This window comes from Erythrobacter sp. Alg231-14 (assembly GCF_900149685.1).
In the GTDB taxonomy this organism is placed as follows: Bacteria; Pseudomonadota; Alphaproteobacteria; order Sphingomonadales; family Sphingomonadaceae; genus Erythrobacter.
Window position 1 is genome coordinate 1,107,769 of sequence record NZ_LT702999.1, and the last position, 13,225, is coordinate 1,120,993.

Genomic DNA, 13,225 nt, shown 5'->3' on the forward strand with positions numbered 1-13,225 from the left:
CGGCCCCGTCTGGCGCCAGCCCTACAAAGTTTCGACAATGTTGGGATGGATGAGCAACTAGGCGCGCATCATCGATTTGGCAAGGGCCCAACACAGGATAATCGCGCCCTGCATTCATGCAGCCTACCTTATAGCGGCGTGAACGTTTGTAACTCCGTGGGTAGGAATGCGCTTCACCCTCTGGATCATGGCCTATGCAGCGCCGTCGACCCAGGCACGAACCTCGGCGCGCAAAGAGCGGTTTTCGTCGGCCTCGAAACCCTCTGCAAAATCGCGCATCGCCAACACTTCGTCATCGCAAAGCGGCTCTTCGAATTTCATGCCGTTGGTGCCCCCGTTGCCGCCTTTTTCGCAGGAAACGATTGTGCCAAACTGATCAATACCCGCGATCGTGAGTATGGCTTCGGCACCTTGGTGCAACGGTTCCTGCAATCCAATGCAGGCGCCGGAACGCGACAAATTTACCAGAATGCACCGCCGAGTATCCGTCAAAGTCACCAATTTGGCGGGAATGGAAAGCCGCAAACGCGGCGCACCGCGCCGACCGGTTGGCAGAGCGGGTTCCCGACAGAGCCGCTCTTCATAGGCGGCCTTTTCCGAGAGAAAATCCAAAGCGAGTGACGTGCGCATGATCGCTCCGAATTAGAGCGACTTGCTGAATTCTGTGCCGACAGCACCTTACGTAGAATTGCTATGACGCGGGCATATCCGCCCGCGATTTACCGATGCGGCGTCTCTGCCCCTTCGGCCCACATCTGTGCGGTTGCCGCCAGTTCCTCGCGCTCCATATCGCCCAATTGTTCTTGAAATTGTCGAATACCAAAAACAAAAACATCGCTGACAGGGATTTCAAATTCGAGCGCATTGAACCCGCGCTCTTGCCTCGTGACGATCATAAAGTGGTCAATCGGACCACAACGCAGATAACCGCCCTGTCCAACTTTGATCGGGTCGACGATGGCCATGCGCAGGCCGCTGCGAGATAGGTCGGTCACGATGCATTTATGATTGCCTTGTGTGGACATGAATTGCCCCGGCAAACTCAATTCCATCCGTGGCGCGGCCCGTCGTCCGGACAATTGGTCATCTTCAAAGGTTTCGTTGATAGACATCGTGTTTTAGCTCAAATGTTTCAATTCAATGCTGTGGCCTTGGCGTGAGTTTCAATTGGCTTCATCGCCCCATCCGCCAACTTCTTCGCCATCTTCGTCATAGGTCTGACCACCATTGTAATCAGAGAACGGATCGGTTGAGCCGGCGGCCTTGGGACGTGATGATCGTTTTTGGATCTCACCGTCCTCGTTCACGAAGTATTCGCCGTTTTCATCGGTCAAAGCCTGTTCGACGGCGTACGAGCCGACACCGACAAGGCCGACACAGCCAACCATCGAAAGCAAAACGAGAGCTCCGCAGCCCATCAGCAATGTTTTAAAAATTTCCAAGAACAGCGCCCTAGTTTGCCCAATCGAATCCCGATGGGCAGGAACATAACGCGTAATCGGTGTAAAAAAGGTTATCTTACCGCGTCATAGAGCCGAATTGTTGGCCATTGGGCGTTCGATGCGATGCTACGCTTCGCCTTCGTCCAACAATCCGTGTTTCTTAATCGCGTGACGGATTTGATCATAGCTAAGGCCCAGCGCCTTTGCCGTTTGCCGCTGGTTCCACCGATGTTTTCCCAAGGCGTGCTCGACGATGGCGCGTTCATGTGCGTCAACCGCGGAGCGCAAATCGTCGACCGCTTCGAAATCAACACCCGGTGGCACTTGCGACGGATTGGCCGCGCCATTCGATTGCAATCCACCGGTCGAAGAGCCCGTCACAGCCCCGCCCGGCGCACCCGATTCCGATCGACGGTGCGACGGGGTGGCCGGTTTCCACGGACTTTCAAACGGATCAAATTGTGCATGAGCGATCGGGGTTTCCGGGTCATCCCAGCGATAGACCGCGCGTTCGACAACATTGCGCAATTCCCGCACATTGCCCGGCCAGGCATATTCTTCCATCTGCGCCATGACGTGCGGAGCAAATCCGGGCCAACCATGCCAATCCAATTCGGCCGCCATGCGCCGTGCGAAATATTCAGCCAAAACCCCGACATCCCCTTCGCGCACGCGCAGTGGGGGCAGAGTGATCACCTCAAAACTCAACCTGTCGAGCAGATCAGCGCGAAATTCGCCAGACTTGGCCAATGCGGGCAGATCATCGTTCGTGGCCGCAACGATGCGCACATCAACGCGGGTCGGCCGGGACGCGCCAATGCGCGTAACCTCACCATATTCAACGGCGCGCAACAGGCGTTCTTGAGCGCCCATCGACAGCGTGCCCAATTCATCGAGAAATAGTGTGCCTTGGTCGGCTTCTTCAAACCGACCCGCACGCGCTTTGGTAGCGCCGGTAAAGGCCCCTGCTTCATGACCGAACAATTCGGCTTCGATCAATGTCTCGGGAAGCGCTGCACAGTTCATCGTGACCAAGGGTTCGCCCCAGCGGCTGGATAGACGGTGCAAGCGTTCTGCGATCAATTCCTTGCCGGTCCCACGTTCACCAATGATGAGCACGGGACGGCTCATCGGGGCGGCGCGGCTGGCACGTTCCACGGCATCCAAGAAGGCGCCGGATTGGCCGATAAACTGATTTTCGCGCTCCATGACCAACGTATAGTGAAATTTCCCAATGGTTGGCAATAGAAACCAATATGCGGAATTGGGAGGGTGCAAAAAATGGCAGTTTTCCGCCGTTTTTCGGATTTGGCACACCGGTTGCAATGATAATCACAACAGTTTCAGTCACACGTTTTCGGGAGAACCCACCATGTACAACTCAACTTTCTTCGGCACCAAATTGGGCCAAGCATCCCTTGCCAGCATCGCAGCGATGGTCGCGATGATTGCTCTTACCAGCCAAATGAACTTGATCGAAAACGGGCCAATGATGGCTCAACCTGGTGAAACCGCCATGTTGATTGAGCTTGCTTGAGGCGATTGTGACCAAGCGAGAAGCCAAAGACACCGGATTACCCCTAGGGCCGGAGCGCAGCGTTCCAGTCGCACATGCCGATTTGAGTGACGCGCTTTCCCCGACGCGCAAAACCACCAAAGGCAGCGCTTCGGCCCAACCCGGTTCTTCAAATGGTGCTCTCGCTCGCACAACGTCCCGCCTTGATGCCGAAATCGAGGCCTTGCGTCGCAGCCCCACTCCAACGCAAGGTGCTTCGCAAGGACAAAAGGACAGCAACGCGCTAAGCCTCAGCACAAACCCGTTTTTAGATGGAGTAGCCTTTATGGGCATTTTCAGCCGAACCCGCGATATCATCGCCGCAAACTTCAACGACATGCTCGACAATGCGGATGATCCGCAAAAGATGATCCGCATGATTATCCTCGAGATGGAGGAAACCTTGGTCGAAGTTCGCGCCAGTGCGGCCCGGACAATCGCCGATCAAAAGGAAATGCATCGCCATGTCGTAAAGCTCGACCGGTTGGAGGCAGACTGGGCAGAAAAAGCGCAATTGGCGCTGTCGAAAGATCGCGAAGATCTTGCCCGTGCCGCTCTGGTTGAGAAAAAGAAAGCGAGCGGAACCGGCGATCAGCTGCGTGCAGAAATTGCGGTGCTTGATGATGCCCTGCGCGCTTACGAAGACGACATTCAAAAGTTGCAGCATCGCTTGCGCGAAGCCCGCAGCCGCCAAACACAGATTGCGGCGCGTCTTGAAAGCGCAGAAAATCGCGTGAAGCTGCGCACTTTGATGAGCACCGAACGGACGGACGAAGCGCTTGCTCGTTTCGATCAACTCGAACGGCGCGTCGATTTTGCCGAAGGCCGTGCAGACGCCATGTCCATCGCGGAAAAAGGCACACCATCGCTTTCAGACGAGATTGCAGCCCTCGAAGGGGCCGACGCGATCGACGATGAATTGGCACAAATGAAAAAAGCGCTCGGCAAGGACGGCGCAAGCAACAAACAAATCAAAGGGGAATAGGTCATGCCATTTGAAGTTGTCTTACTCATTTTCATGATCGTTATCGGCCTTCCATGGCTGATCATGCACTATCTCACGCGCTGGAAAACAGCCGCAACGATCACATCCGATGATGAGGTTTTGCTGGAGGAACTCTACAACCTCGCCAAGCGACTTGATGAACGGATGGACACAGTCGAACGGCTTGTAGCCACCGATGACCCCGCATTTAACCCTGTGAAGCGGCTCCAGGCCGATCAGGAAACAGACAATCAGCAACTGCGCGAACTTGAGCAGATGATGGCCGAGAAGAAAGGCGCCCAAAAATGAACAGCCCCCGCACCACGCTTTACCGCGACAGTCACAATGCAAAAATTTTGGGCGTATGCTCAGGCATTTCGGAATACACGGGCATCAATCGTACATGGGTACGGTTGGGTGCGGTGTTCCTCGCCCTTGCCACCCAAGGTTTCGCCTTGCTCGCCTATATCGTCGCCGGCTTCGTCCTGAAGAAAAAGCCGCCGTATCTTTACAGCGACAATCAGGAGCAGCAATATTGGCAGCGCGTCCGGCAGAGCCCGAAACGCACAGCGCGTGAAATTCGTGCCCGGTTCCGCGATATCGACCGCCGCCTTGCCGATGTTGAAACCTACTACGTCAGCAACAATCCGCGCCTCACGGCCGAAATCGAAGAACTGCGATAAACAACCGCGCATCAGCCGACCGTTGAACGCAAAGACCCAAAAACAAGGGGAAACTGATAATGGAATGGATGATCGGATTTGCTCCGTTTGCCATGGTGATCGCGATTGTGTGGATCGCCAACAACAAGAAGCTGGAAGAAAAGCGGATCGATGCCGCTGCCTCGCAAGGCGCCGAAAAAGCGACGCAATACGCGGTCCAAATCGAACAGCTGAATGAACGTGTGCAAGTGCTCGAACGCATTGTGACCGATCGCGGCTACGACGTGGCGACCCAGATTGAGGCGCTGCGCGATGTTCGACAGGTCGAAGGCGACGCTTCGAAAAACCCCGCACAAATCGCGAGTTCGACCGATACCGGCACTCCCCTTAACATCGGCAAGCAGGAGCAGGTCTGATGGACGGCGACATGAAAATCTTTGTTGTTCTGCTTGTTGGGATCAGCACCCTTGGCTGGATCATCAACAATTGGATCCGCGCAAAGCACGGATACGAGCTTGAGGATGAATGGGGCGGCAAATCGGCCAAAAAAGTTGAAAGCTCGGAAACAACACGCCTCAAGGCGGAAAACCGCGAGCTGAATGACAAGCTTGATACGATGCAGGATCGAATGATCGTGTTGGAAAAAATTGTGACGGATCGTGGGTATTCCCTTTCCGATGAAATCGAAGCGTTGCGCCACACTAATGTTCGCGATGTCGACACCCCGACAACCGCGCCATCCGATAACGGCACCCCGCTGAATCTAGGAAAGAAGGAAACGCGAGCATGAGCGTCGACGCAGCAGCCACCATTGTCCCGCATTTGCCTTGGATCATTGCTGGCGGACTTGCTTTGGGTGGATCAGCGATTTTCGGTTGGATTCACACGACCCGCCTGCGCATTCAAAACGGGTATCCGTTGGATGGTGCTTGGGGTCAGGCGCTTAAACCTTCGACAGACAATGAGGCCAAACAACGGGTCGCATTGCTGACTCAGGAAAACGCCGAACTGCGCGCTGAACTGGGTTCGGTGAAAGACCGTCTCATCAATGTTGAACGGATCGTCACCGACAGCGGTTACAGCCTAGGTTCCGAAATCGATGCGCTAAGAGAAAGCGCGCGAGATCGCACACTTGAACATCGCAAGGATGAGGGGAACGCCTAATGTTCGGCGCGGACACACCTTTGGTCATCGACGCAATTCAAATTGCATTGTTAGCCGGAGCGGCTGGCGCCGCTGCAATTGTCCTGGTCTTGCGCCGACGCAAAAAAGCCGATCAATCATCACATCAAACGCCGAGCGATTTGGAAAGCCGTGTGCGAGTGCTTGAGAGAATTGCCACCGACAATCCCAATGATCTGGCCGAAGAGATCGAAGCCTTGCGATCCACTCCATACAAAGGAGCACCACAATGAATTTCACCACGGTTGCTATCGTTGCGATCGTCATTTGGGGGATCGTCCAGCTCGCCAAAGCGCGCGCGGGGATCATTTCAGACGAAGATGGCAATGAAACCTATGTCGGCGGCAATGATGACGCCACCCGTGCCGATATCGCAGAGACGCGCAAAGAGATCGAACAGTTGCGCGAACGGCTGCACGTCTTGGAGCGCATCGCGACAGACAACAACACGATGGATGCCCGCGAACGCGCCCGTGTCGCAGCAGAAATCGAAGCGTTGCGCGGCCCAACCGAGCCCGCAATCACACACGACACAAATTTATCTACCCCAATCCCATCTGGCGAAACCCGTGCAAAGGAGCCGAGCAAATGATGATGGACCCTACTTTCGTAACCGCGGCAGCATGCTTGTTCGGAATTTGCATGGTCGGCTTTATGGCTTTGCGCGGCTGGCAAGATTGGCTTGCGCTTAAACGCCAAGAATTGGACCGGCTGCACGCACCGGCAGGCCATTATTCTGAGATCGAGGGCGGAGCGATCAACGCGTCTGCTGGCGGTGTTGGTAGCGGCGTCGGCGCGGCACGAATTGAATTGGCCGACATGAAAGAGCGGATCAAAAAATTGGAAGCCATTGCGAGCGGTGTTGAACTGTAAATAGGCGCAAGTCCCGCAGGCCCCTACCCAGATTGGCACCGATTTTCTGGCAAACACTTCCCAACCGCATCGCCACTCCCTAAATGCGCCCCATGCGAACGCTTGATGACATTCTCGAAGAATATGAGTTCCTTGAAGGCGATGAGCGGTATCGCCTTCTCATTGAGCTTGGGCGCGAATTGGACGACATGCCCGACGCCTTGAAAACCGATGCCACATTGGTTCGGGGATGCTCTGCATCGGTTTGGGTCTACCCTACCGAAGAAATTGGCGATGCAAATGGATCGTCGACCCTCCATTTCCTTGCTGATAGCAACGCGGCCATCACAAAAGGGATCGTCGCGTTGGTGATCAGCGCGGTCCAAGACAAGCCTGCATCGACCGTTGCCTTCATGGATGTAATCGGCGCATTGGGCCCATTCGATTTGAAGAACCAATTGTCGAGCAATCGAACCCAAGGTGTTCCCAACATGATCGCGTTGGTCAAAGAGCACGCGGCCCGCATCGCATCACAAAAAAACGACATCCAACCCGATACAAGAGCATAGATTAGTGCGGCGGCTTTATCTTGCCGCTGGCTTGCTATGCGTCGGTTTGGGCGCGGTAGGAGCGGTTCTGCCGTTGTTGCCCACGGTCCCGTTCTTGTTGTTGGCGGCGTTTTGTTTCGCACGGAGCAATCCAGACTGGGAACGCGCGATACTCGAACATCCAACATGGGGTCCTCAAGTGCTCAATTGGAGAGAGCGCCGCGCCATATCCAGACGCGCAAAGGTAGCAGCGGTTGCGACGCTGTTGATCGGAGTTGGCTTCACATGGGTCACCCTGGGTCATCCTTGGGTGTGGATTTCGGTGACCGTGACGGTCATTGTCGGCGGCTGGATTTCGACACGCGCCGAATGAAGCGGCCGGGTCGCACCCAGCATTCGGATCCTGATCAGAATTGGATCACGTCAGACCGAGGTGGAGACACCTTCGGCGGTTTCGGCGCATTCCGCTGGATCAGAAGAAAGTTCCCGCACCATTTCAAATGTACCACACCAATGATCAATGGACCATTCGCCGGTAATCATGTTTGCATCATCCGATAGCGACCCAGAATAGACCACAGTCTCGCTGTATTCGTCGCCCGCCCCGTGATAGGTTTTTGAAAATGTGACGGAACTCCCAATGCGCTGTCCAGCTATGGTCGAATGCGCAGTCGCGGGAGAATATTCATTGGGTTCGATAATCGTCCCATTCAAAACGCCGCCGCTTTCGGTTAAGTTCGCAAGGAATGGTGTGACGGGGCCCGCTTCGGGGACATCAGGGTAGTAGAAGGTGCCATCCCATCGTCCGGAAATATCGTTGCACCCGCTGCTCAATGATCAAACCGATCGCTGCATCACAAATGTGCCGCTGTCATCCGGCAGCGACCACGTTCCAGAGATCGATCCGCCATCAGGGGACAACCGCCCTTCGTAGTGAACGACCCGTTTGTATTCGGATCCGGCACCAACATATTGTTTTGTGAAACGCACAATGTCGTTTTCAATTGCGCCTTCGATCTCGGCTTTCACTTGATCGCCCGTGTTGAAATGCACCTCCATAATGAGGCCGGAAAGCGTGTTGCCCTGCCCGCCGAAACGCGCCTTGAACGGCGTTTCTCCGATTTCAGCAGACGATGAATAGGAATAGCTTCCCTGCCAGAGCCCTTTGAGGTCTGTTGCATCGGTCATTGTGTATCAGCCATCTGGATTAACGTTCCCATGACGTTGGTAGTTGTCATTGCGCGTCGCTCTAATCGAACCGATACCTATTGCAACGCTGCACTATCCCTCAGTTCCGCCAGCCCCGCTTTGCGCTGCGCAGCCAATTCAGCCTTCAATTTTAAAGGATCGCGGGCGAACACAAATCCGAAACTCACCCCACCTTCTTTGCCAATCGTTGCATGATGCAGCTTGTGCGCCTGGACCAATCGCTTGGCGTAACCGCGCTTTGGAACAAAACGGAAGAACCGTTGATGGACCAATCCATCGTGGACGATGGCATACAACACCCCGTACAAATTGACGCCCAACGCGGCCCACCAAAGAGCCTCTGAATAAAGAGAGCCGACAATGTACATGCCTGCATTGATCGCACCAAAAACAACGGCGAATAAATCGTTCTTTTCAAACGTGTTATCGTGAGGTTCATGGTGATCGCGGTGCCATCCCCACGCCCATCCGTGCATGATGTATTTGTGTGCGTACCACGCAAATATCTCCATCCCGACAAGCGCGGCCATTGTCACAGCGAAGCATTCGAACCAGGTCACGTTACACTCTCAGCCTTCTGCTGTTTTTGTTCGGTTGGAAAAGCATCCGCATCCGCCAAGCCAGAGGTTTCTGCGTCGAGGCCAAGCCCCGCCCTTTTTGCCCGCGGAAGCGCCCACCACGGCACATCCGGGCGTCTATGGTGTTCAAGGTGATAGCCGAAATGGAAACAACTGGCGAGGCTCGCCAGCAAACCAAAATCGTTGGATCGCGCGTTGTGGTGATCAAAAAATGGCTTATCCGGCGCATGGTGGTGCGGGCGATAGGTTCCGAAATAGAACAATTGCAGCGAAGACAGCAATGCAGGTGCACCATAAAGCAGCACGATCTGAACCATCGGAACGCCGATAATGAGCCAGTAGATCCCAACCACTGCGTGTACAAACACCAATGATTGCCATCCGAAATACCGTTTAAAGAACGTCCAATACCAAGTGAGAAGGTTCGACGGGTTGTTTTCGTCAAAATCAGGATCACCGGCATGGCCGGACTTCTTGTGATGGGTCAAATGCGCATCGCGCAAGACCCGCCAACGAAACCCTGCATACAAGAACAACAACACCGTCCCGATTAGCGCGTTAAGACGTGCCCGACCCGGCGCAAGTGTTCCGTGCATCGCATCGTGACACACAATAAAAACGCCCACAGAAAGCCAGCATTGCACCGCACCAATCGCAAGAATCACTGGCCAATTCGTTGCCGTGATTTCAAACACAAACATCGCATAGGCGTGCAATGATAACCACGCACCAGCGATCAACGCCGCCAACGTCAGGCCGATGGCGCTTTGCCTTGGATGGATCGTGTCGGAGCGGTGCAATTGGGTCATTGTGTTAGATACGCCAAGAACTTGCGTTTGGCCGCTTATAATCTCGATCCCTTGCCACGCCAAGTTGCGCCATTAGCGCGCGTCCGTCGTTGAGATTCGGGGTTTTCCCTCATCGATCTCAATTGTCCAACTCTGATCGTTGTCCATTGTCATGACCGTTACAGGCACTCCCGCAGCGAACATCGAGAAAACGTGAATTTCGGTGGGTGTAGGATCCAACACGTGCGTTACATAAATGGCGACCGGTTGTTCTCCATTTGACGTTGTGCTGCTCACTGTAAGACAGGAATTGGTGAAAGCCCGATCGGCCACAACGTTACCGTCGCGCACTTCAAATCGGTAATGCCCGCCAAACGGGATTTCATTCATGGCCGGCTGTGGGACGAGGAAATAGACGAAGAAACCGCCATCATCCTTGCCCGTTGGCAATACAACCCGATTAAACGATTGCCGCGAACACCGGGCCAATTCCGCCGTGTTCTCAAGAGGGGCGGAACCCGCCCTCACCATTGCCGTTTCTTCTTGAGTAAAAGCGCGCTCACCGGGATCATAAGTGTTGGTGTTTCGGACCCTGTTCCCGTCATATACGCCGGACCAAACCGCTTCGAAACCATCGCGCGTTGGGCGATAGAAAACCGCCTCTAACCCACCATCGATCGTGTTGATGATCCATCCGCGAATGCCCGTTGCGCCCAGATCGTTAAAGTCTTCGCGCAGCGCATCGGTGGTGTGCCAGGCCGCCTGATCATAGCGGTATATCGCTTCACCCAGAAAGAGCGCCTGATCAATTGCGACGGCGTCTTGCGAGGAGATTGTGTTGCCATCGTCAGCGTCGGTTTGGGCATGGACCATGGTTGGATGAGCCAAAGTCAACAATGCGCCAGCCAAAAGCAATACAGTTCGCATAACAAACACCCCTGATTTCAAGGCAGAAACACCTGGAAACAACGGTAGTGGATCAATTGCCTTCGGGAAAGAAGAACTCGCGCAAATGATCGCCAATGCGGGCCGGTCGCAGTGTTTTGGCGTCGATACAACACCAACTCGATTGAACTTCCGCCAAAACTTCTTCGCCGCGACTTATGACGGTGCGATAAAATGCACGGGCACCATTGTACCGTTCCAAAACGGTTTGCGCGATCACATCGTCTTCAAGAAAGGCCGGCTTTCGATAGGTGATTTCGTGCTTCAACGCGACCCAAGCTTTGGCCGCAACCTCTTCATCCGGCGCGACCTTGTTCCAATGCGCCAACACTGCATCCTGAACCCAATTCAGATAGCGCGCGTTGTTGACGTGCCCCATGAAATCGATGTCTTCGGGCAGGACGGTGATCGGAAAACGGAATGGCGTTGCTGACATAAATGTAAGTTAAGCGAAACTTGCATTCATTTCCATGACAAAGTGGCACCATTTGTCATGGCGGCTTGCCAGTGTGGCATCGACGCCGCTAATCGGGGTCACTACCTCCAAATTCCCACCGCTTTAAAGTTCAAGAGAAGAACACCTGATGGCCAGCAAGCCCCGCACACTTTACGCCAAAATCTGGGACGATCACGTCGTTGAAACACGCGAAGATGGCACATCGCTTATCTATATCGATCGGCATCTTGTCCATGAAGTGACCAGCCCACAGGCTTTCGAAGCGTTGCGCATGGCAAGGCGGCCGGTGCGTCGCCCCGAATTGACCTTAGCGGTGCCGGATCACAATTTGCCGACTACCGCGCGGCTCGACGCCAAAGGTGCGAGGCTGCCCATCGCCGATCCGCAAAGCGCGGCGCAATTGGCAGCGCTGGAACGCAACGCTCCTGAATTTGGCATCCGCTATATTAATGCAACCGCCGCCGAACAGGGGATTGTGCATGTTGTAGGGCCCGAACAGGGGTTTTCCCTTCCAGGCACAACCATTGTTTGCGGCGACTCGCACACCGCGTGTCATGGCGGTCTGGGTGCGTTGGCATTCGGCATCGGCACAAGCGAAGTTGAACATGTGCTCGCGACGCAAACCTTGTTGCTGCAACAATCCAAAGCGATGGAAGTCCGGGTCGAAGGCGATCTTGGCCCTGGCATCACCGCCAAAGATCTGATCCTTCATATCATCGGAGAAATCGGCGCCGCAGGCGGTTCGGGTCATGTGATCGAGTATCGCGGGGATGTCTTCGAACGAATGACCGTCGAAGAGCGTTTGACCGTTTGCAATATGAGCATCGAGGCTGGCGCACGCGCGGGATTAATCGCGCCTGATGAAACCGTTTTCGCCTATTTGAAAGGGCGCCCGATGTCGCCAAAAGGCGAAGAATGGGATGCAGCGGTGGCGTATTGGAAAACACTGCACACCGACGCAGACGCCCAGTTCGATAAATCGGTGACCATCGATGCAAGCACGATCGCGCCAACCGTTACATGGGGCACCAGCCCGGAAGACGTCGTCTCCATCAACGGTACCGTTCCGGCACCCGATAGCTTTGCCGATGAATCAAAACGTGTAGCCGTCGCGAAAAGCCTCGATTACATGGGCCTCACCCCCGGCACAGCGATGACCGACGTTCCCATTGAAAACATTTTCATTGGCAGCTGCACCAACAGCCGCATCGAAGATCTGCGATCGGCAGCGTCGGTGTTGAAAGGACGTAGCAAAGCCAGCAACGTTCGGTGGGCCATCGTTGTGCCCGGATCGGGCTTGGTAAAACTTCAGGCAGAAAAAGAAGGGCTCGACCAAATCTTCATCGATGCTGGGTTTGAGTGGAGAGAGCCCGGATGCTCGGCATGTTTGGGGATGAACCCGGATAAAGTCCCACCATCAGAACGGTGTGCGTCGACATCCAACCGAAATTTCGTTGGCCGTCAGGGGCCCGGTGCACGCACGCACCTACTTTCCCCCGCCATGGCCGCGGCAGCGGCAATTACTGGTCGGCTGACGGATGTGAGGGAACTGTCTTAATGGAGGCGAACTGCCATTGCGGTCTCGTTTCAATCACCCTCGATACACCGCCCGATTTCATCAACCTTTGCGATTGCACTTTGTGCCTCAAATCGGGCGCCGCGTGGGGATATTTTGCCTCTGAACAAGTGCAAGTCCTTGGCCGAACAAGCGGCTATCAACGCGTAGATTACGACAACGCGGCGGTCGAAGTTCAATTTTGTCCCAAATGCGGGTCTACCACGCATTGGGTCCTAACCGAAAGCTATATGGCTACAAACAAGGACGGTGACCGAATGGGCGTGAACATGCGATTGTTTGATCCTGCTGAATTGAGTGGGATCGAAGGGCGCACCCTTGATGGTCGCAATTGGTTTGGCGATACTGCCGCCGCACATCGCCGCCCACCGGGTAAGATTGGCACCGATTTGCACCTATGAACGTCCGATAGAAAACACCCTTTAAACACCCCCGTATGACTTGCG

At 54.8% G+C, this 13,225-nt stretch carries 24 protein-coding genes; 14 read left to right on the forward strand and 10 right to left on the reverse strand.

Features of this window, described 5'->3' with window-relative positions; all coding sequences use genetic code 11:
- Positions 1–192 precede the first annotated feature (192 nt).
- The 4 genes from BQ8290_RS05195 to pspF form a co-directional block, all read right to left on the reverse strand.
- The gene (locus BQ8290_RS05195; protein ID WP_108788223.1) at positions 193–630 is read right to left on the reverse strand and encodes a PilZ domain-containing protein; all 438 of its coding nucleotides are present in this window, start codon (positions 628–630) and stop codon (positions 193–195) included.
- Between the two features lie 89 nt (positions 631–719).
- Positions 720–1,112 (reverse strand): PilZ domain-containing protein, encoded by a 393-nt coding sequence (locus BQ8290_RS05200; RefSeq protein ID WP_108788225.1) that lies wholly within the window; start codon positions 1,110–1,112, stop codon positions 720–722.
- A 51-nt stretch (positions 1,113–1,163) separates the two neighbouring features.
- Positions 1,164–1,442: a hypothetical protein gene (locus BQ8290_RS05205; RefSeq protein WP_108788227.1), complete on the reverse strand. Its 279-nt coding sequence runs from the start codon at positions 1,440–1,442 to the stop codon at positions 1,164–1,166.
- A 126-nt stretch (positions 1,443–1,568) separates the two neighbouring features.
- Entirely contained in the window at positions 1,569–2,651 is a 1,083-nt protein-coding gene (pspF, locus tag BQ8290_RS05210) for a phage shock protein operon transcriptional activator (RefSeq protein ID WP_108788229.1), read from the reverse strand.
- Positions 2,652–2,814: 163 nt separating this feature from the next.
- On the opposite strand from pspF, the gene BQ8290_RS15110 reads away from it, so the two are divergent.
- From BQ8290_RS15110 to BQ8290_RS05270, 12 genes are all read left to right on the forward strand, one after another.
- Entirely contained in the window at positions 2,815–2,979 is a 165-nt protein-coding gene (locus tag BQ8290_RS15110) for a hypothetical protein (protein WP_337661039.1), read from the forward strand.
- A gap of 7 nt (positions 2,980–2,986) precedes the next feature.
- Positions 2,987–3,982: a phage shock protein PspA gene (gene pspA / locus BQ8290_RS05220; protein WP_443112307.1), complete on the forward strand. Its 996-nt coding sequence runs from the start codon at positions 2,987–2,989 to the stop codon at positions 3,980–3,982.
- A 3-nt stretch (positions 3,983–3,985) separates the two neighbouring features.
- Positions 3,986–4,291, forward strand: a complete 306-nt coding sequence (gene pspB / locus BQ8290_RS05225) for an envelope stress response membrane protein PspB (protein ID WP_108788233.1) — start codon at positions 3,986–3,988, stop codon at positions 4,289–4,291.
- The gene (gene pspC, locus BQ8290_RS05230; protein ID WP_108788235.1) at positions 4,288–4,665 is read left to right on the forward strand and encodes an envelope stress response membrane protein PspC; all 378 of its coding nucleotides are present in this window, start codon (positions 4,288–4,290) and stop codon (positions 4,663–4,665) included. Before pspB ends, pspC begins: the two co-directional genes overlap by 4 nt.
- Before the next feature lie 59 nt (positions 4,666–4,724).
- Positions 4,725–5,060 (forward strand): hypothetical protein, encoded by a 336-nt coding sequence (locus tag BQ8290_RS05235; protein ID WP_108788237.1) that lies wholly within the window; start codon positions 4,725–4,727, stop codon positions 5,058–5,060.
- Positions 5,061–5,071: 11 nt separating this feature from the next.
- Positions 5,072–5,434, forward strand: a complete 363-nt coding sequence (locus tag BQ8290_RS05240) for a hypothetical protein (protein WP_337661040.1) — start codon at positions 5,072–5,074, stop codon at positions 5,432–5,434.
- The gene (locus tag BQ8290_RS05245) at positions 5,431–5,808 is read left to right on the forward strand and encodes a hypothetical protein (protein WP_108788241.1); all 378 of its coding nucleotides are present in this window, start codon (positions 5,431–5,433) and stop codon (positions 5,806–5,808) included. The genes BQ8290_RS05240 and BQ8290_RS05245 overlap by 4 nt, the downstream gene beginning before the upstream one ends.
- Positions 5,808–6,059, forward strand: a complete 252-nt coding sequence (locus BQ8290_RS05250) for a hypothetical protein (protein ID WP_108788243.1) — start codon at positions 5,808–5,810, stop codon at positions 6,057–6,059. Before BQ8290_RS05245 ends, BQ8290_RS05250 begins: the two co-directional genes overlap by 1 nt.
- The gene (locus tag BQ8290_RS05255) at positions 6,056–6,418 is read left to right on the forward strand and encodes a hypothetical protein (RefSeq protein WP_108788245.1); all 363 of its coding nucleotides are present in this window, start codon (positions 6,056–6,058) and stop codon (positions 6,416–6,418) included. The genes BQ8290_RS05250 and BQ8290_RS05255 overlap by 4 nt, the downstream gene beginning before the upstream one ends.
- Positions 6,418–6,699, forward strand: a complete 282-nt coding sequence (locus BQ8290_RS05260; RefSeq protein ID WP_108791952.1) for a hypothetical protein — start codon at positions 6,418–6,420, stop codon at positions 6,697–6,699. The genes BQ8290_RS05255 and BQ8290_RS05260 overlap by 1 nt, the downstream gene beginning before the upstream one ends.
- Before the next feature lie 92 nt (positions 6,700–6,791).
- On the forward strand, positions 6,792–7,247 hold the full coding sequence (locus BQ8290_RS05265; protein ID WP_108788247.1) for a SufE family protein: 456 nt from the start codon (positions 6,792–6,794) through the stop codon (positions 7,245–7,247).
- Positions 7,248–7,251: 4 nt separating this feature from the next.
- Positions 7,252–7,599, forward strand: coding sequence for a DUF454 family protein (locus BQ8290_RS05270; protein WP_108788249.1), 348 nt, complete (start codon positions 7,252–7,254; stop codon positions 7,597–7,599).
- Positions 7,600–7,649: 50 nt separating this feature from the next.
- Here the strand turns inward: BQ8290_RS05270 and BQ8290_RS05275 are convergent, their stop codons facing one another.
- From BQ8290_RS05275 to BQ8290_RS05300, 6 genes are all read right to left on the reverse strand, one after another.
- Positions 7,650–8,060 carry a hypothetical protein gene (locus tag BQ8290_RS05275; protein WP_108788251.1) on the reverse strand — a complete coding sequence of 137 codons (411 nt, stop codon included), beginning with the start codon at positions 8,058–8,060 and terminating at the stop codon, positions 7,650–7,652.
- A gap of 3 nt (positions 8,061–8,063) precedes the next feature.
- A complete protein-coding gene (locus tag BQ8290_RS05280) occupies positions 8,064–8,414 on the reverse strand; it encodes a hypothetical protein (protein ID WP_108788253.1) in 351 nt (116 codons plus the stop codon).
- Between the two features lie 77 nt (positions 8,415–8,491).
- A complete protein-coding gene (locus BQ8290_RS05285; RefSeq protein WP_108788255.1) occupies positions 8,492–8,965 on the reverse strand; it encodes a sterol desaturase family protein in 474 nt (157 codons plus the stop codon).
- A 26-nt stretch (positions 8,966–8,991) separates the two neighbouring features.
- A complete protein-coding gene (locus BQ8290_RS05290) occupies positions 8,992–9,822 on the reverse strand; it encodes a fatty acid desaturase (protein ID WP_108788257.1) in 831 nt (276 codons plus the stop codon).
- A gap of 72 nt (positions 9,823–9,894) precedes the next feature.
- The gene (locus tag BQ8290_RS05295; RefSeq protein ID WP_108788259.1) at positions 9,895–10,728 is read right to left on the reverse strand and encodes a hypothetical protein; all 834 of its coding nucleotides are present in this window, start codon (positions 10,726–10,728) and stop codon (positions 9,895–9,897) included.
- Positions 10,729–10,780: 52 nt separating this feature from the next.
- Positions 10,781–11,182: a thioesterase family protein gene (locus BQ8290_RS05300; protein ID WP_108788261.1), complete on the reverse strand. Its 402-nt coding sequence runs from the start codon at positions 11,180–11,182 to the stop codon at positions 10,781–10,783.
- 148 nt (positions 11,183–11,330) lie between these two features.
- On the opposite strand from BQ8290_RS05300, the gene leuC reads away from it, so the two are divergent.
- Together leuC and BQ8290_RS05310 are read left to right on the forward strand one after the other, a co-directional pair.
- Positions 11,331–12,761, forward strand: coding sequence for a 3-isopropylmalate dehydratase large subunit (leuC, locus tag BQ8290_RS05305; RefSeq protein WP_108788263.1), 1,431 nt, complete (start codon positions 11,331–11,333; stop codon positions 12,759–12,761).
- The gene (locus BQ8290_RS05310; protein WP_108788265.1) at positions 12,761–13,180 is read left to right on the forward strand and encodes a GFA family protein; all 420 of its coding nucleotides are present in this window, start codon (positions 12,761–12,763) and stop codon (positions 13,178–13,180) included. The genes leuC and BQ8290_RS05310 overlap by 1 nt, the downstream gene beginning before the upstream one ends.
- The last annotated feature ends 45 nt before the right edge of the window (positions 13,181–13,225 follow it).